13 protein-coding genes and 2 pseudogenes are annotated in these 18,372 nt (G+C 60.0%); 14 read left to right on the top strand and 1 reads right to left on the bottom strand.

What is annotated here, in order from left to right:
• Positions 1-378 precede the first annotated feature (378 nt).
• The 6 genes and pseudogenes from AB4O12_RS03235 to prpD all read left to right on the top strand — a co-directional run bounded on the left by AB4O12_RS03235 (position 379) and on the right by prpD (position 8,970).
• Positions 379-1,101: a GntR family transcriptional regulator gene (locus tag AB4O12_RS03235; protein ID WP_177180867.1), complete on the top strand. Its 723-nt coding sequence runs from the start codon at positions 379-381 to the stop codon at positions 1,099-1,101.
• Complete coding sequence (prpB, locus tag AB4O12_RS03240; protein ID WP_024012298.1) at positions 1,098-1,991, top strand: methylisocitrate lyase; 894 nt, start codon at positions 1,098-1,100, stop codon at positions 1,989-1,991. The genes AB4O12_RS03235 and prpB overlap by 4 nt, the downstream gene beginning before the upstream one ends.
• 138 nt (positions 1,992-2,129) lie before the next feature.
• Positions 2,130-3,257, top strand: coding sequence for a bifunctional 2-methylcitrate synthase/citrate synthase (prpC, locus tag AB4O12_RS03245; RefSeq protein WP_217851015.1), 1,128 nt, complete (start codon positions 2,130-2,132; stop codon positions 3,255-3,257).
• Positions 3,258-3,461: 204 nt separating this feature from the next.
• Positions 3,462-6,056 (top strand): Fe/S-dependent 2-methylisocitrate dehydratase AcnD, encoded by a 2,595-nt coding sequence (gene acnD / locus AB4O12_RS03250; RefSeq protein WP_016773823.1) that lies wholly within the window; start codon positions 3,462-3,464, stop codon positions 6,054-6,056.
• A 53-nt stretch (positions 6,057-6,109) separates the two neighbouring features.
• Positions 6,110-7,299, top strand: a pseudogene (gene prpF, locus AB4O12_RS03255) (2-methylaconitate cis-trans isomerase PrpF).
• A 186-nt stretch (positions 7,300-7,485) separates the two neighbouring features.
• Positions 7,486-8,970 (top strand): 2-methylcitrate dehydratase, encoded by a 1,485-nt coding sequence (gene prpD / locus AB4O12_RS03260; protein ID WP_460060322.1) that lies wholly within the window; start codon positions 7,486-7,488, stop codon positions 8,968-8,970.
• Positions 8,971-9,103: 133 nt separating this feature from the next.
• On the opposite strand, the gene ppsR is transcribed toward prpD, so the two are convergent.
• Positions 9,104-9,922, bottom strand: a complete 819-nt coding sequence (gene ppsR / locus AB4O12_RS03265) for a posphoenolpyruvate synthetase regulatory kinase/phosphorylase PpsR (protein WP_016773826.1) — start codon at positions 9,920-9,922, stop codon at positions 9,104-9,106.
• A 174-nt stretch (positions 9,923-10,096) separates the two neighbouring features.
• Here ppsR and ppsA point away from each other — a divergent pair.
• The 8 genes and pseudogenes from ppsA to AB4O12_RS03305 all read left to right on the top strand — a co-directional run bounded on the left by ppsA (position 10,097) and on the right by AB4O12_RS03305 (position 18,326).
• A pseudogene (gene ppsA / locus AB4O12_RS03270) lies at positions 10,097-12,471 on the top strand (phosphoenolpyruvate synthase).
• Positions 12,472-12,655: 184 nt separating this feature from the next.
• The gene (locus tag AB4O12_RS03275; RefSeq protein WP_460060323.1) at positions 12,656-13,645 is read left to right on the top strand and encodes an alpha/beta fold hydrolase; all 990 of its coding nucleotides are present in this window, start codon (positions 12,656-12,658) and stop codon (positions 13,643-13,645) included.
• A gap of 210 nt (positions 13,646-13,855) precedes the next feature.
• Positions 13,856-14,347: a ribonuclease E activity regulator RraA gene (gene rraA, locus AB4O12_RS03280; protein ID WP_039762996.1), complete on the top strand. Its 492-nt coding sequence runs from the start codon at positions 13,856-13,858 to the stop codon at positions 14,345-14,347.
• Between the two features lie 21 nt (positions 14,348-14,368).
• Positions 14,369-15,364, top strand: coding sequence for a zinc transporter ZntB (locus AB4O12_RS03285; protein ID WP_460060325.1), 996 nt, complete (start codon positions 14,369-14,371; stop codon positions 15,362-15,364).
• 63 nt (positions 15,365-15,427) lie between these two features.
• On the top strand, positions 15,428-15,676 hold the full coding sequence (locus AB4O12_RS03290; protein ID WP_003223293.1) for a hypothetical protein: 249 nt from the start codon (positions 15,428-15,430) through the stop codon (positions 15,674-15,676).
• A gap of 2 nt (positions 15,677-15,678) precedes the next feature.
• Positions 15,679-16,503 carry a mechanosensitive ion channel family protein gene (locus tag AB4O12_RS03295; protein WP_016773831.1) on the top strand — a complete coding sequence of 275 codons (825 nt, stop codon included), beginning with the start codon at positions 15,679-15,681 and terminating at the stop codon, positions 16,501-16,503.
• 90 nt (positions 16,504-16,593) lie between these two features.
• Complete coding sequence (gene sigX, locus AB4O12_RS03300; RefSeq protein WP_016773832.1) at positions 16,594-17,184, top strand: RNA polymerase sigma factor SigX; 591 nt, start codon at positions 16,594-16,596, stop codon at positions 17,182-17,184.
• Positions 17,185-17,291: 107 nt separating this feature from the next.
• Positions 17,292-18,326 carry an OmpA family protein gene (locus tag AB4O12_RS03305; protein ID WP_039762998.1) on the top strand — a complete coding sequence of 345 codons (1,035 nt, stop codon included), beginning with the start codon at positions 17,292-17,294 and terminating at the stop codon, positions 18,324-18,326.
• Positions 18,327-18,372: the final 46 nt, after the last annotated feature.

Below are 18,372 nucleotides of genomic sequence, written 5' to 3' on the forward strand. Positions count from 1 at the left end.
TCGGTTCAGGTGCCCGCGCAACCGTGCGCAAGCCCCCGCGTGTGCCTGGCAGCTTTTTATGGCAAGCCGTACTAAAGACCCGCAAATGCGGGCGGCATTCTAGCACGGTGGTTTTATGGCGCCAGCGCTTGCGCCGACCCAAAACCTGCAAGGGGTGCCACCCTTGTGAGAGCGAGCCTGCTCGCGAATGCGCTGTGTCATTCGATGCAGAAGCCGACTGACCTGCCGCCTTCGCGAGCAGGCTCGCTCCCACAGTAAGAGATGATCGATTGGCAGCGGTTATTAGACGATTGTCGACAATACCTATTTATCCTTTGACTCATCGGGCCAGATTGGCTAGTTTTTGCCGCATTGGATTTAAAGGTGTCGACAATCATGCTGGATCAACTCGATCCCCCGGTCATCAGTGGCGACGATTCCGAGACGCTGTCGGAAAACGTCTTCCGGCGTATCCAGGCCGCAATCGTCAAAGGCGAAATCGCCCCGGGCAGCAAGATCTCCGAGCCGGAGCTGGCGCGCACCTATGGCATCAGCCGAGGCCCGCTGCGTGAGGCGATCCATCGTCTGGAAGGCCAGCGCCTGCTGGTGCGCGTGCCGCACGTCGGTGCGCGGGTGGTCTCGCTCAGCCATGCCGAATTGATCGAACTCTACGAAATCCGTGAATCCCTCGAAGGTATGGCCTGCCGCCTCGCCGCCGAGCGCATGAGCGTCGAGGAAATCGACGAACTGCGCCGGGTCCTGGAAACCCACGAGCGCGATGCGGCGTTTCAGGCCGGCGTCGGTTATTACCAGCAGGAAGGCGATTTCGACTTTCATTACCGGATCATCCAGGGCAGCGGCAATCGCACGCTGACGCAGATGCTCTGCGGCGAGCTGTATCAATTGGTGCGCATGTACCGCATCCAGTTTTCCACCACGCCGAACCGCCCGCACCAGGCGTTCGCCGAACACCACCGCATTCTCGATGCCATCGCCGACCGTGACGGCGAGCTCGCGGAATTGTTGATGCGCCGCCACATCGGCGCCTCGAAACGCAACATCGCCCGTCACTACGAGGACGGCGCCCACAACAAGACAGCCACTGAACGAGGTGATGCATGACTTCCAACCTGAACACGCCGGGCCAGCGCTTCCGCGATGCGGTCGCCAGCGAGCATCCTTTGCAAGTGGTCGGCGCGATCAACGCCAACCACGCGCTGCTGGCCAAACGCGCCGGTTTCAAGGCGATCTACCTGTCCGGTGGCGGTGTAGCCGCAGGTTCTCTGGGCGTGCCGGACCTGGGCATCACTGGATTGGACGACGTGCTGACCGACGTGCGCCGCATCACCGATGTCTGCGACCTGCCGCTGCTGGTGGATGTCGACACCGGTTTTGGCTCGTCGGCGTTCAACGTCGCGCGCACGGTCAAGTCGATGATCAAGTTCGGCGCGGCGGCGATTCACATCGAGGACCAGGTTGGCGCCAAGCGCTGCGGCCATCGCCCGAATAAAGAAATTGTCAGCCAGCAGGAAATGGTCGATCGCATCAAAGCCGCCGTCGATGCCCGTACCGATGACAGCTTCGTGATCATGGCGCGTACCGACGCACTGGCGGTGGAAGGTCTGGAGTCGGCACTCGATCGTGCGGCGGCGTGCATCGAGGCCGGCGCTGACATGATTTTCCCTGAGGCGATTACCGAGCTGGACATGTACAAGCTTTTCGCCAATCGCGTGAAAGCGCCGATCCTGGCCAACATCACCGAGTTCGGCGCAACGCCGCTGTACACCACCGAACAACTGGCCGGCGCCGACGTTTCTCTGGTGCTGTATCCGCTGTCGGCATTCCGCGCGATGAACAAGGCGGCGGAAAATGTCTACACGGCGATCCGCCGCGATGGCACGCAACAGAATGTCATCGACACCATGCAGACTCGCATGGAGCTCTACGATCGTATCGATTACCACACGTTCGAGCAGAAGCTCGATGCGTTGTTTGCACAGAAGAAAGGCTGAACAAAACCCTGTGGGAGCGAGCCTGCTCGCGAAGACGGACTGACATCCAACATTGATGTCGACTGATCCAGCGCTTTCGCGAGCAGGCTCGCTCCCACAAGTTTTCCCCATACAAATTCAAGAAGATTGGAGAACACAATGGCCGAAGCAAAAGTACTCAGTGGCGCCGGGCTCCGTGGCCAGGTTGCCGGGCAAACCGCACTGTCCACCGTGGGCCAGGCCGGAGCCGGGCTGACCTATCGCGGCTACGACGTGCGTGAACTGGCCGCCGACGCGCAATTTGAAGAAGTCGCGTATCTGCTGCTGTACGGCGAACTGCCGACCAAAGCGCAACTGGCCGACTATCAAAGCAAACTGAGCAAGCTGCGCGACCTGCCGCAAGCTTTGAAAGAAGTGCTCGAACGAATTCCCGCCGACGCCCACCCTATGGACGTCATGCGCACCGGTTGCTCATTCCTCGGCAACATCGAACCGGAGAAAGACTTCTCCGAACAGCGCGACAAGACCGACCGTCTGCTCGCCGCGTTCCCGGCGATCATGTGCTACTGGTATCGCTTCAGCCACGACGGCAAGCGCATCGACTGCGTCAGCGACGAGCCGACCATTGGCGGCCACTTCCTGCATTTGCTGCACGGCAAGAAACCGAGCGAACTGCACGTCAAAGTCATGAACGTGTCGCTGATCCTCTACGCCGAGCACGAATTCAATGCCTCGACCTTCACCGCACGGGTTTGCGCCTCGACCCTTTCCGATCTGTATTCCTGCGTAACAGCGGCAATCGGTTCGCTGCGCGGTCCATTGCACGGCGGCGCCAACGAAGCGGCGATGGAAATGATCGAGCGCTTCTCGTCGCCGGAAGAGGCGATCAAAGGCACCCTCGGCATGCTCGAGCGCAAGGACAAGATCATGGGCTTCGGCCACGCGATCTATAAGGACAGCGACCCGCGCAACGAGGTGATCAAGGGCTGGGCGAAAAAACTCGCGGACGAGGTCGGCGACAAGGTGCTGTTCCCGGTTTCCGAGGCCATCGACAAGACCATGTGGGAGCAGAAGAAACTGTTCCCGAATGCCGACTTCTATCACGCCTCGGCTTACCACTTCATGGGCATCCCGACCAAGCTGTTCACGCCGATCTTCGTCTGCTCGCGCCTGACCGGCTGGGCCGCGCACGTGTTCGAACAACGCGCCAACAACCGCATCATCCGCCCAAGCGCCGAGTACACCGGCGTCGAACAGCGCAAGTTCGTGCCAATCGAACGTCGCTGAATGGTGAGGGCCAAGCGCTGATCCGAGATTCACCGAAGACCCTGTGGGAGCTGGCTTGCCAGCGATGACTGAGTCACATTCAACATTGATGTCGACTGACCCACCGCTATCGCTGGCAAGCCAGCTCCCACAGGGTTCGGGGTGAATTTCAAGGTCGGTGTCGCGCTCACCCTTTGCAATCACCGTGACCCGAGTCCTGACCCGATGAACACAGAATTCCGCAAGAACCTGCCCGGCACGCCGCTGGATTACTTCGACACCCGCGCGGCGGTCGAGGCGATTGCGCCCGGCAGCTACGACACCCTGCCGTACACCTCCCGCGTGCTGGCGGAAAACCTTGTGCGTCGCTGCGACCCGGCCACGCTCACCGACTCGCTCAAGCAACTGATCGAACGCAAGCGCGACCTCGATTTCCCGTGGTTCCCGGCGCGGGTGGTCTGCCATGACATCCTCGGCCAGACCGCGCTGGTCGACCTCGCCGGTCTGCGTGACGCCATCGCTTTGCAGGGTGGTGACCCGGCGCAGGTCAACCCGGTGGTGCCGACGCAACTGATCGTCGACCACTCGCTGGCCGTCGAGGCGGGCGGTTTCGATGCCCAGGCCTTCGAGAAGAACCGCGCCATCGAAGATCGCCGCAACGAAGACCGTTTCCACTTCATCAACTGGACCAAAAAGGCCTTCAAGAACGTCGATGTGATCCCGCCGGGCAACGGCATCATGCACCAGATCAACCTGGAGAAAATGTCCCCGGTGATTCAGGTGCGCGAAGGCGTGGCGTTCCCCGACACTTGCGTCGGCACCGACAGCCACACGCCGCACGTCGATGCGCTGGGTGTGATTGCCATCGGCGTCGGCGGCCTCGAAGCCGAGAGCGTGATGCTCGGTCGCGCGTCGTGGATGCGCCTGCCGGAAAGCGTTGGCGTCGAACTGACCGGCAAGTTGCAACCGGGCATCACCGCCACCGACATGGTCCTGGCCCTGACCGAATACCTGCGCAAACAGAAAGTCGTTGGTGCCTGGCTGGAGTTCTTCGGTGAAGGTGCAGCAGCGCTGACACTCGGCGACCGCGCGACCATTTCCAACATGGCCCCGGAATACGGCGCCACGGCGGCGATGTTCTACATCGACCAGCAGACCATCGATTACCTGAAACTGACCGGTCGTGAAGACCAGCAGGTTCAATTGGTCGAGCAGTACGCCAAACTCACCGGCCTGTGGGCTGACAGCCTCAAAGGTGCGCAATACGAGCGCGGCCTGACCTTCGATTTGTCCTCGGTGGTGCGCAACATGGCCGGCCCGAGCAACCCGCACGCCCGCGTCGCGGTGTCCGATCTGGCGGCCAAAGGCATCTCCGGCCAGTGGGATGACGTGCCGGGGCAAATGCCCGACGGCGCGGTGATCATCGCCGCGATCACCAGTTGCACCAACACCAGCAACCCGCGCAACGTCATCGCCGCCGGCCTGTTGGCGCGCAATGCCAACAAGCTCGGCCTGACCCGCAAGCCGTGGGTCAAATCTTCGCTGGCGCCGGGCTCGAAAACCGTGGCGCTGTACCTCGATGAAGCGGGGCTGACCACTGAGCTGGAACAGCTCGGTTTCGGCGTTGTGGCATTTGCCTGCACCACTTGCAACGGCATGTCCGGCGCCCTCGATCCGCTGATCCAGCAAGAGATCATCGACCGCGATCTGTACGCGACCGCGGTGCTTTCCGGCAACCGCAACTTCGACGGCCGCATTCACCCGTACGCCAAACAGGCATTCCTCGCCTCGCCGCCGCTGGTGGTTGCCTACGCGATCGCCGGGACCATCCGTTTCGATATCGAGAAGGATGTGCTGGGCGTGGTCGATGGCCGGGAAATCCGCCTCAAGGACATCTGGCCGAGCGATGAAGAAATCGATGCGGTGGTGAAGTCGTCGGTCAAGCCTGAGCAGTTCCGTCAGGTCTACATTCCGATGTTCGCCGTGCATGAAGACACCGGGCCGAAAGTCGCGCCGCTGTACGACTGGCGCGAGATGAGCACCTACATCCGCCGTCCGCCGTACTGGGAAGGCGCACTGGCCGGCGCCCGTCCGCTGAAGGGCATGCGCCCATTGGCGGTGCTGCCGGACAACATCACCACTGATCACCTGTCGCCATCGAACGCGATCATGCTCGACAGCGCCGCCGGCGAATACCTGGCAAAAATGGGCCTGCCGGAAGAGGACTTCAACTCCTACGCCACCCACCGTGGCGACCACCTGACCGCCCAGCGCGCGACATTCGCCAACCCGAAGCTGTTCAACGAAATGGTCGTGGAAAACGGCAAGGTCAAGCAGGGTTCGCTGGCGCGTGTCGAGCCGGAAGGCCAGGTCATGCGCATGTGGGAAGCCATCGAAACCTACATGCAGCGTAAGCAGCCACTGATCATCATCGCTGGCGCTGACTACGGCCAGGGTTCGTCCCGCGACTGGGCGGCGAAAGGCGTGCGCCTGGCCGGTGTCGAGGCGATTGCCGCTGAAGGTTTCGAGCGCATTCACCGCACCAACCTGGTGGGCATGGGCGTGTTGCCGCTGGAATTCAAACCTGGCACCAACCGCCACACTCTGGCCATCGATGGCAGCGAAACCTACGACGTGATCGGCGAGCGCAAGCCGCGTGCGGATCTTACGCTGGTGATCAATCGCAAGAATGGCGAGCGTGTCGAAGTGCCGGTGACCTGCCGTCTCGATACCGCTGAAGAAGTGTCGATCTACGAGGCCGGCGGCGTGTTGCAGCGCTTCGCGCAGGACTTCCTCGAAGGCTCGGCGGTCGCCGTTTAAATCAACTTGTGGGCATGGGATTTTCAAGTCCCATGCCTTCGGTAAGGAGCACCATGGCTCACGCACCACAAATAAAAATCCCTGCGACTTACATGCGCGGCGGCACCAGCAAAGGCGTGTTCTTCAGCCTCAAGGATCTGCCCGAAGCAGCGCAGGTCCAGGACCGGCGCGCGACGCTTTGTTGCTGCGAGTGATCGGCAGCCCCGATCCCTACGACAAGCAAATCGACGGCATGGGCGGCGCGACGTCGAGCACCAGCAAAACCGTGATCCTGTCGAAAAGCACCCGCGCCGATCACGACGTCGATTACCTGTTCGGCCAAGTGTCGATCGACAAGCCGTTCGTCGACTGGAGCGGCAACTGCGGCAACCTCTCGGCGGCGGTCGGTTCGTTCGCCATCAGCAACGGTCTGGTCGACGTCAGCCGCATTCCGCACAACGGTGTGGCGGTGGTGCGCGTGTGGCAGGCCAACATCGGCAAGACCATCATTGCCCACGTCCCGATCACCAACGGCGAAGTGCAGGAAACCGGTGATTTCGAACTCGACGGCGTGACCTTTCCGGCGGCCGAAGTGCAGGTTGAATTCATGGATCCGGCGGCGGAAGAAGAGGGCGGCGGTGGCTCGATGTTCCCTACCGGCAATCTGGTCGACGAGCTGGAAGTGCCGGGTGTCGGCACGTTCAAGGCGACCATGATCAATGCCGGGATCCCGACGATATTCGTCAACGCCGAAGACATCGGCTACACCGGCACCGAACTGCAAGGTGCGATCAACGGCGATCCGAAAGCGCTACTGATGTTCGAGACCATTCGCGCCTACGGTGCGTTGCGGATGGGGCTGATCGCCAATCTGGAAGAAGCCGCCAAGCGGCAACACACGCCGAAAGTTGCGTTCGTCGCCAAGCCAGCGGATTACGTGGCGTCGAGTGGTAAAGCGATTGCCGCCAGTGACGTCGATCTGCTGGTGCGCGCGTTGTCGATGGGCAAACTGCACCACGCGATGATGGGCACGGCAGCGGTGGCGATCGGCACGGCGGCAGCGATTTCCGGCACGTTGGTCAATCTTGCGGCGGGTGGCATTGAACGCAACGCGGTGCGTTTCGGGCATCCGTCGGGGACATTGCGCGTGGGCGCTGAGGCGACGCTGGAGAATGGCGAGTGGGTGGTGAAGAAAGCCATCATGAGCCGCAGTGCACGCGTTCTCATGGAAGGTTACGTCCGCGTGCCCGGAGATTCCTTTTAAGCGACAGCAATATCCTTGTGGGAGCGAGCCTGCTCGCGAAAGCGATGCATCAGACATGCAAAGGTTGACTGACACTCAGCCTTCGCGAGCAGGCTCGCTCCCACAGTGGATTGCATTTCAATCATAAGAAATCGTTAGCCCTGAACCGAGGTCCCATCAACGAACCACTTTACGAGTGAATCGAACATGAGCGCCAACGTCGACCTGAACAACCGTCCCGATTACGACGCAGTCCTGCAGGACATCGCCGACTACGTCCTCACCTTCAAGCCCGAATCCGCCGAAGCGCTGAACACCGCGCGCAACTGCCTGATCGACACGCTGGGCTGCGGTCTGCTGGCTCTGCGTTTTCCCGAATGCACGAAACATCTCGGCCCGATCGTCGAAGGCACGGTTGTACCGTTCGGCGCACGAGTGCCGGGCACCAGTTATCGCCTCGATCCGGTCAAGGCCGCCTGGGATATCGGCTGCATCGTCCGCTGGCTCGACTACAACGACACTTGGCTTGCCGCTGAGTGGGGGCATCCATCGGACAACCTCGGTGCCATCCTCGCCGTTGCTGATCACCTGTCGCAGAAACGCGTCGCCCACGGTGAGGCGCCGCTGACCCTGCGTGATGTGCTTGAAGCGATGATCATGGCCCACGAGATTCAAGGCGTGATCGCTCTGGAAAACTCCTTCAACCGGGTTGGGCTCGACCACGTCATTCTGGTGAAAGTCGCCTCGACCGCCGTCAGCGCCAGACTGATGGGTGCCAATCGCGAGCAGCTGTTGTCGGCGCTGTCCCATGCCTTCGCCGACGGTCAGGCGCTGCGTACCTATCGCCATGCGCCGAACGCTGGCTCGCGCAAATCCTGGGCGGCGGGGGATGCGGCGAGTCGCGGCGTAAGGCTGGCCGACATCGCCATGCGCGGCGAGATGGGCATTCCCGGAGTTTTGAGCGCGAAGCAGTGGGGCTTCTATGACGTTTCGTTCAGCCACACCAACAACGATCTGGCGCTGAAACCCGCGGACAAACGCGCTTTCAGCTTCTCCCGGCCGTTCGGCAGTTACGTGATGGAAAACGTGCTGTTCAAGATCAGTTTCCCCGCCGAATTCCATGCGCAGACGGCGTGCGAGGCGGCGGTGACCCTGCATCCGCAGGTGCGCAATCGCCTGCACGAGATCGACCGCATTGTCATCACCACCCATGAATCGGCGATCCGCATAATTTCCAAGGTCGGCCCGCTGGCCAACGCAGCCGACCGCGACCACTGCCTGCAATATATGACCGCCGTGCCGCTGGCATTCGGCAATCTGGTGGCGGAGCACTACGAAGACGACTTCCACAAGGCGCATCCGATCATCGATGTGCTGCGCGAAAAAATGCTCATCGTTGAAGAACCGCGCTTCACCCGCGAATACCTTGAGCCCGACAAACGCTCGATTGCCAATGCCGTGCAGGTGTTTTTCAAGGACGGCAGCAGCACCGAGAACGTCGTGGTGGAGTACCCGATCGGCCATCGCCGCCGCCGCGCCGAAGGTATTCCGTTGCTGGAGGACAAGTTCAAGGCCAACCTGGCCACGCGGTTTGCCGGGCAGCGTTGCGCTGAGATATTTGCGCTCTGTGAGGATCAGGCGCGGCTGGAAGCCACAGCGGTGAATCGATTCATCGATCTGTTTGTGCTCTGACAGACCGCGTTATCGTTCTTCGCGGGCAAGCCCGCTCCCACAGGGAATGGTGATGAACACAGAAATTGTGAACGCCTTCAGAACCTGTGGGAGCGGGCTTGCCCGCGATAGCGTCAGATCAGGCACCGCAAACCTACTTGAACCGCCGCTCAACGCCTTTTTCCACCAGAATCTTCGCCGAAATCTCCTCGACGGAAAAATGCGTGGAATTGATGTGCGGAATGTTCTCGCGGCGGAACAGGTTCTCCACTTCGCGCACTTCGAATTCGCACTGGGCGTAGCTCGAATAACGGCTGTTGGGCTTGCGCTCGTTGCGGATCGCAGTCAGGCGGTCGGGGTCGATGGTCAGGCCGAACAGCTTGTGCTGATGGGCGCGCAGGGCCGTCGGCAGGGTCAGGCGCTCCATGTCGTCTTCGGTCAGCGGATAGTTGGCCGCGCGGATGCCGAACTGCATGGCCATGTACAGACACGTCGGCGTTTTGCCGCATCGCGACACGCCCACTAGTATCAGATCGGCTTTGTCGTAATAGTGGGTGCGCGCGCCGTCATCGTTGTCGAGGGCGAAGTTCACCGCCTCGATGCGCTCCATGTAATTGGAGTTGTGCCCGATGGAATGAGACTTGCCGACGGTGTAGGAAGAGTGCTCGGTGAGCTCCTGTTCGAGCGGCGCGAGGAAAGTCGAGAAAATGTCGATCATGAAACCATTGGACGTTGCGAGAATCTCACGAATGTCCTGATTGACGATGGTGTCGAAGATGATCGGCCGAAAGCCGTCGGTTTCAGCGGCTTTGTTGATTTGTTGTACCATGGCCCGCGCTTTTTCCACGCTGTCGATGTAGGGCCGCGTGAATTTGCTGAAGGTAATGTTTTCGAACTGCGCCAGCAGGCTTTGACCCAGGGTTTCGGCGGTAATGCCGGTGCCATCGGAGATGAAGAAAGCAGATCGTTTCATTTGCACCTTGGGCCTTAAGCTAGTAACGAATCTTGGATATGATAGGCGCGATTTGCCGGCCGCCATTGGCCCGCATTCTCACTTATTTTCCAGGTCCAGGCCATACAACCGGCCAAGGCTCCCCCGGGCCGCCGGTTTCTGAGCTTTTCCAACACAGTTAGTGGAGAGATCACCTTGGTAGAGTACGTAGTTTCCCTCGATAAGCTCGGCAAACACGATGTTGAGCATGTGGGGGGCAAGAACGCATCCCTGGGCGAGATGATCAGTAACCTGGCAGGCGCCGGTGTTTCGGTCCCCGGCGGCTTCGCCACGACGGCTCAGGCCTATCGTGACTTCCTCGAACTGAGCGGCCTGAACGAGCAGATCCACAAGGCCCTCGACGCGCTCGACGTCGACGACGTCAATGCCCTGGCCAAGACCGGTGCGCAGATCCGCCAATGGATCATGGACGCCGAATTCCCCGAAAAACTCAACACCGAGATCCGCACCGCGTTCGCCGCGCTGTCGGCGGGCAACCCTGATGTGGCCGTTGCCGTGCGTTCTTCCGCCACCGCCGAAGACCTGCCGGACGCCTCGTTCGCCGGTCAGCAGGAAACCTTCCTGAACATCCGTGGTGTGGAAAACGTAATCCGCGCCGCCAAAGAGGTGTTCGCTTCGCTGTTCAACGACCGTGCGATTTCCTACCGCGTGCACCAGGGCTTCGACCACAAACTGGTCGCCCTGTCGGCTGGCGTGCAGCGCATGGTGCGTTCGGAAACCGGCACCGCCGGCGTGATGTTCACCCTCGATACCGAATCGGGTTTCCGTGACGTGGTGTTCATCACCGGCGCTTACGGCCTGGGCGAAACCGTCGTACAAGGCGCGGTCAACCCGGATGAGTTCTACGTACACAAAGGCACGCTGGAGGCCGGTCGTCCGGCGATCCTGCGTCGCAATCTGGGCAGCAAAGCCATCAAGATGATCTACGGCGACGAGGCCAAGGCCGGTCGTTCGGTCAAAACCGTCGATGTCGACAAGGCCGAACGCGCGCGTTTCTGCCTGACCGACGCCGAAGTCAGCGAGCTGGCCAAGCAGGCGATGATCATCGAGAAGCACTACGGCTGCCCGATGGACATCGAGTGGGCCAAGGACGGTGACGACGGCAAGCTGTACATCGTGCAGGCCCGTCCGGAAACCGTGAAAAGCCGCACCCAGGCCAACGTCATGGAACGTTACCTGCTGAAAGAAACCGGCACCGTGCTGGTGGAAGGTCGGGCGATCGGCCAGCGCATCGGCGCCGGCAAAGTGCGGATCATCAAAGACGTCTCGGAAATGGACAAGGTCCAGCCGGGCGACGTGCTGGTTTCCGACATGACCGACCCGGACTGGGAACCGGTGATGAAGCGCGCCAGCGCCATCGTCACCAACCGTGGCGGACGTACCTGCCACGCGGCGATCATTGCCCGTGAGCTGGGCATTCCGGCGGTGGTCGGTTGCGGCAACGCCACCCAGCTGCTGAAGGATGGCCAGGGCGTGACCGTATCCTGCGCCGAAGGCGACACCGGTTACATCTTCGAAGGCGAACTGGGCTTCGACATCAAGAAGAACTCCGTCGACGCCATGCCGGAGCTGCCGTTCAAGATCATGATGAACGTCGGCAACCCGGATCGCGCCTTCGACTTCGCCCAATTGCCGAACGCCGGCGTCGGTCTGGCGCGTCTGGAATTCATCATCAACCGCATGATCGGCGTGCACCCGAAAGCGCTGTTGAACTACGACGGTCTGCCGCAGGAAATCAAGGACAGCGTCGACAAGCGTATTGCTGGTTACAGCGACCCCGTCGACTTCTACGTCGACAAACTGGTGGAAGGCATCAGCACCCTGGCTGCAGCGTTCACGCCGAAAAAGTCATCGTGCGTCTGTCGGACTTCAAGTCCAACGAATACGCCAACCTGATCGGCGGCAAGCTCTACGAGCCGGAAGAAGAAAACCCGATGCTGGGCTTCCGTGGCGCTTCGCGTTACATCAGCGAATCGTTCCGCGACTGCTTCGAACTCGAATGCCGCGCGCTGAAACGCGTGCGCAACGAGATGGGCCTGACCAACGTGGAAATCATGGTGCCGTTCGTCCGTACTCTCGGCGAAGCCAGCCAGGTGGTCGATCTGCTCGCCGAGAACGGCTTGAAGCGTGGCGAGAACGGTCTACGCGTAATCATGATGTGCGAACTGCCATCCAACGCGATTCTGGCTGAGGAATTCCTCGAATTCTTCGACGGTTTCTCGATCGGCTCCAACGACCTGACCCAACTGACTTTGGGTCTGGACCGTGACTCCGGGATCATCGCGCACCTGTTCGACGAGCGGAATCCAGCGGTGAAGAAGCTGTTGGCCAACGCCATTCAGGCGTGCAACAAGGCCGGCAAGTACATCGGCATCTGCGGTCAGGGTCCTTCGGACCACCCGGATCTGGCCAAGTGGCTGATGGAACAGGGCATCGAGAGCGTGTCGCTGAACCCGGACACCGTGCTGGAAACCTGGTTCTTCCTCGCCGAAGGTCAGGCGCAGGCTTGATCAACATGTGAACGGGCCGCGCCCTCGTAGGAGCGAGCCTGCTCGCGAAGACGGAGCAACATTCACCATGGATGTTGATTGATACACCGCTTTCGCGAGCAGGCCCGCTCCCACATGGGCCGGGCCTTGAGATTGAAGTAGGGCGGGCTCCATCGGATGCCGCCCTTTTTTGTGCAAGAGCATTATGCAAAGCAGCAGCAACCTGTTTCCTGTCGCGCTGATCAGCGCCGAGCGGCGCGGCGATCTGAGCGAAGACGTCTATCGATTGAAACCCGGCAACAGCCCGGACTGGTCCGTGGAGATCGCCGTCACCCGCCTGGGCATGGCCGATGACACGGCGCCACGCGGCGTGCCGGTGATTCTGTTACACGGCAGCTTTTCCAATCGGCGCTTCTGGTTTTCTCCCAAAGGCCTCGGGCTCGGCGCGTATCTGACGCGGCTGGGCTTCGACGTGTGGATTCCGGAAATGCGCGGTCACGGCCTGTCCCAGCGCAACGAGGACTATCGGCGCAACCGCGTGGCCGATTACGCCCGTTACGATCTGCCGGCGATTGCCGCGTTCGTGCGTGAGCAGAGCGGACAGATCCCGCACTGGATCGGCCATTCGCTGGGCGGCATCACCCTGGCAGCAGCGCTCGGCGGCGAATATCTCGGCGAACCGGCCGTGGCCTCGGCGGCGTTTTTCGGCACCCAGGTCAGCCGCACCTATTGGCCTTTGAAAATCCCACCGGTGGAGTGGGGCGGGCGCTTTATTCTCAAGCGTTTCGCGCAGTTGTCCGGCTCACGCCTCAAACGCGGCCCGGAAGACGAACCGATCGGCCTGGCCATCGAAAGCATGCGCTGGTACGGCTTGTTCGGTCGCTTCGGCGACAAGGACAAGGACTGGTGGGCCGGACTTGCCGATGTTCAGGTACCGGTGCTGGCGGTGACGGCAGCGGGCGATCATCAGGATCCGGCGTGGGCCTGCCGCAAGCTGTTCGAGCAGATCGGCGCCGAGCACAAGCAGTTCATCAATCTGGGCCGCGAGCAGGGCTTCTCGGATAATTTCGGTCATGTCGAAATGCTGGTGAGCAAAGCGGCGCAGGCTGAGGTGTGGCCGCTGGTGGCGCGCTGGTTGAGGGGTCAGCAGACACCGTTGCTTGAGCAGCCAGCGAATCTGGCCGCTGCAGTGTGAGGGGCGTTCCGTTCAGCCTGGCTTGCGGCTAAGATATGACGCATTGTGCGGTTCCGGTCATATTTCGTGACTGTTTAGCGATAACGTTTCAGCCGCGGTTCAGGTTCGCTCAGCGACCATGGCATGGACTAAGGTAAACAGCGACCGCCGGAACTCGTCTAATCAGAATGCGGCATCCTTGATCGTCTTCCTTGTTACAGGAGTTTTTCGATGGAACATTACCTTACGCCTGACCTGTGCGACGCCTACCCGGAGCTGGTGCAGGTGCTGGAACCGATGTTCAGCAATTTCGGCGGCCGGGATTCCTTCGGCGGCGAAATCGTGACCATCAAGTGCTTCGAAGACAATTCGCTGGTCAAGGAGCAGGCCGAACTCAACGGCAAAGGCAAAGTGCTGGTGGTTGATGGCGGCGGTTCGCTGCGCCGCGCCCTGCTGGGCGACATGATCGCCGCCAAGGCCGCGCAGAACGGCTGGGAAGGGCTGGTGATCTACGGTTGCATCCGTGACGTCGACGTCATTGCCCAGACCGATCTCGGCGTGCAGGCGCTGGCCAGTCACCCGATGAAAACCGACAAGCGCGGCATTGGCGACCTCAACGTCCCGGTGACTTTCGCCGGTGTGACGTTTCACCCGGGCCAGTACATTTATGCGGACAACAACGGCGTGATCGTTTCGCCGACTCCGCTGAAAATGCCTGAATAAGGTTTTCGACAAGGGATGCGGATGTTCGAGGAAGAAAACGCGCAATGGGGGCTGGTACATGCCCTGGTACTGGACGGCAAGGGCGGTGCGCGTTCGATAGCCCGGACTGAGCTCGACGATTTGCAGCTGCAGGCCCATGAAAGCCTGTGGCTGCACTGGGATCGCAGCCATCCGCAGACCCAAACCTGGCTGCGCAAGTCCAGCGGGCTCAACGAATTCACCTGCGATCTGCTGCTGGAAGAGAACACCCGCCCGCGTCTGTTGCCATTGCCCGACTCCGAGCTGCTGCTGTTTCTGCGCGGGGTCAATCTCAACCCCGGGGCCGAACCGGAAGACATGGTCTCGGTGCGGATTTTTGCCTCCGCTCAGCGCGTGATTTCCCTGCGCTTGCGTCCGTTGCGCGCTACAGATGAGTTGCTGGCGCTGCTGGGGGAGGGCAAAGGTCCGAAAACGTCTTCTGAATTGATGCTGTATCTGGCGCAGTTCCTCACCAATAAAGTGCAGGATCTGGTCACGTGCCTGTCGGAAGTGGTCGATGAAGAGGAAGAAAAACTCGACGCCGACGAACGGTATACGCCCGAGCACGGGGCGATTTTGCACATCCGCCGTAGAGCGGCCGGGCTGAAGCGTTTTCTTGCGCCACAGCGGGATATTTTCGGACAGCTGACGCGGATAAAATTGCCGTGGTTCGTCGAAGACGACGCCGACTACTGGAACGAATTGAACAACAGCCTCACCCGCTATCTGGAAGAGCTCGAATTGACCCGAGAGCGCGTGGGGCTTGTGCTGGAGGCCGAAGATCGGCGTTTGAGCGTGCACATGAATCGCACCATGTACCGCTTCGGCATCATTACCTGCATCTTCTTGCCGATGAGTTTCATCACCGGTCTGCTGGGCATCAATGTCGGCGGTATTCCGTTTGCCGAAAGCCCGTATGGTTTCCTGATTGCCTGCCTGACGGTACTCGCCCCGGCGTTCGGCCAGTGGTGGTTGTTCCGTCGATTGCGCTGGGTGTGAACATGGCGCATGTGACCCGAGTAAATCTGCCCGCGTCTTTCACAGACATCACGAGAGGTGCGTATGCACGATCCGTTTGAACAGTCTTTGCGCGACATGCTCAACGCTTCGCCGTCCAGCCGCGACGACGATGCCTGCCTGGGCCGCGTACTCAAAACCGCCAACCGCCAGGTTGGCGCCGGTGATCTGTTCAGCCTGCTGGGCCGCTGGCTGCCCGCGCTGATGATCGCCCTGAACAATGGCTCGGCGCATGTCTCGCCGGTTTCCCGTCTTCGTAAAACCACTGCTCGCACTGCTGATAAGGCTGATTGAATATGGAACTTGATCTCTGGACTCAGAGCCTCGTCACTGCAATGACTGCGTTGTGGACCAAAGTTGCTAACTTCATTCCGAACCTGTTCGGCGCACTGGTTGTGCTGCTGTTGGGTTTCGTCGTGGCCAAACTGCTCGACACCTTGCTCTCCAAATTGCTCGCAAAACTGGGCCTTGATCGCCTGATGGGCGGCACCGGGCTGACCAAGCTGATGTCGCGCGCCGGGCTGCAAGTGCCGATCTCGACGCTGATCGGTAAAATCGTCTACTGGTTCGTTCTGCTGATTTTTCTGGTTTCCGCAGCAGAATCCCTTGGCCTCGAGCGAGTTTCAGCTACGCTGGACATGCTGGCGTTGTATCTGCCGAAAGTATTCGGCGCCGCGCTGGTGCTGCTGGTCGGTGTCCTGCTGGCGCAACTGGCCAACGGGCTGGTGCGCGGCGCAGCAGAAGGTGTAGGCCTGGACTACGCTTCGGGGTTGGGGCGGATCGCGCAGGGGCTGGTGATCATCATCAGCATCTCGGTTGCAATCAGCCAGCTCGAGGTCAAGACCGACCTGCTGAACCATGTAATTGTCATCGTTTTGATTACCGTTGGTCTGGCAGTTGCGCTGGCCATGGGTTTGGGAAGCCGGGAAATCGCCGGTCAGATTCTTGCGGGAATCTATGTGCGTGAGCTGTATGAGGTTGGGCAACAAGTGCGTGTTGGCGAGGTCGAAGGCCAGATCGAAGAGATCGGCACGGTTAAAACCACATTGCTGACCGATGAGGGTGAGCTAGTCTCTCTCTCCAATCGGATCCTGCTGGAACAGCATGTGAGTAGCCGCTAAACCGGCAAACCCTGCTAATGTATGCCGCCGCAAAATGCCAGCCGAGGCTGGTTGTGGCGGACATTGACCTGACTGTCGGCACGACTTGTTTTGAATAAAGCCCAACCGCTATCCACGCGCTACGACCCCCGCGAGCTCTCTGATGAGGAGTTGGTCGCGCGCTCGCATACCGAGCTGTTTCACGTAACGCGCGCCTACGAAGAGTTGATGCGGCGTTACCAGCGAACATTATTTAACGTCTGCGCGAGATATCTTGGGAACGATCGCGACGCAGACGATGTCTGTCAGGAAGTGATGCTGAAGGTGCTGTACGGCCTGAAGAACTTCGAGGGGAAATCGAAGTTCAAAACCTGGCTTTACAGCATCACTTACAACGAATGCATCACGCAGTATCGGAAGGAACGGCGTAAGCGTCGCTTGATGGACGCTCTCAGTCTGGACCCTCTTGAAGAAGCGTCTGAAGAAAAGGCGCCGAAGCCGGAGGAGAAGGGTGGGCTTGATCGCTGGCTGGTGTATGTGAATCCGATTGACCGCGAAATTCTGGTGCTACGATTTGTCGCAGAGCTGGAGTTTCAGGAGATCGCAGACATCATGCACATGGGTTTGAGTGCGACAAAAATGCGTTACAAACGCGCTCTAGATAAATTGCGTGAGAAATTTGCAGGCATTGCTGAAACTTAGTTCAGCGCAAATATCTCTTACGTGTAGGCAAGTTCTGATAGACTTGCCGCCGAGTTGTCCCCCGGTTTGCGGGACTGCTTCACAATCACCAGATGGGGATTTAACGGATGAAACTGAAAAACACCTTGGGCTTGGCCATTGGTTCTCTGATTGCCGCCACTTCGTTCGGCGCTCTGGCACAAGGCCAAGGCGCAGTTGAAATCGAAGGCTTCGCTAAGAAAGAACAATTCGACAGCGCTCGTAACTTCAAGAACAACGGCAACCTGTTCGGCGGTTCGATCGGTTACTTCCTGACCGACGACGTTGAACTGCGTCTGGGCTACGACGAAGTGCACAACGTACGTGCCGACGATGGCAAGAACGTCAAAGGCGCTAACACCGCTCTGGACGCTCTGTACCACTTCAACAACCCAGGCGACATGATTCGTCCATACGTTTCGGCCGGTTTCTCTGACCAGAGCATCGACCAGAACGGTTCGAACGGTCGTAACCGTTCCACCTTCGCCAACGTTGGCGGCGGTGCCAAGCTGTACTTCACCGAGAACTTCTACGCCCGTGCCGGCGTTGAAGCTCAGTACAACATCGACCAGGGCGACACCGAGTGGGCTCCTAGCGTCGGTATCGGTGTGAACTTCGGTGGCGGCTCCAAGCCAGCTGCTGCTCCAGTTCCAGCACCTGCTGAAGTCTGCTCCGACAGCGACAACGATGGCGTTTGCGACAACGTTGACAAGTGCCCGGACACCCCAGCCAACGTAACCGTTGACGCTGATGGCTGCCCAGCAGTTGCTGAAGTTGTTCGTGTTGAGCTGGACGTGAAATTCGACTTCGACAAGTCGGTAGTCAAGCCTAACAGCTACGGCGACATCAAAAACCTGGCTGACTTCATGAAGCAGTACCCATCCACCACCACTACTGTTGAAGGTCACACTGACTCCGTCGGTCCTGACGCTTACAACCAGAAACTGTCCGAGCGTCGTGCAAACGCCGTTAAGCAAGTTCTGACCAACCAGTACGGTGTTGAATCGTCCCGCGTTCAGTCTGTTGGCTACGGCGAATCCCGCCCAGTTGCTGACAACAAAACTGAAGCTGGCCGCGCTGTAAACCGTCGCGTAGAAGCGCAGGTTGAAGCTCAAGCTAAGTAATTAGCTGCCGCTGATGGAAAAGCCCGGCTCAGGCCGGGCTTTTCTT

This window comes from Pseudomonas sp. S2_A05 (assembly GCF_054668485.1).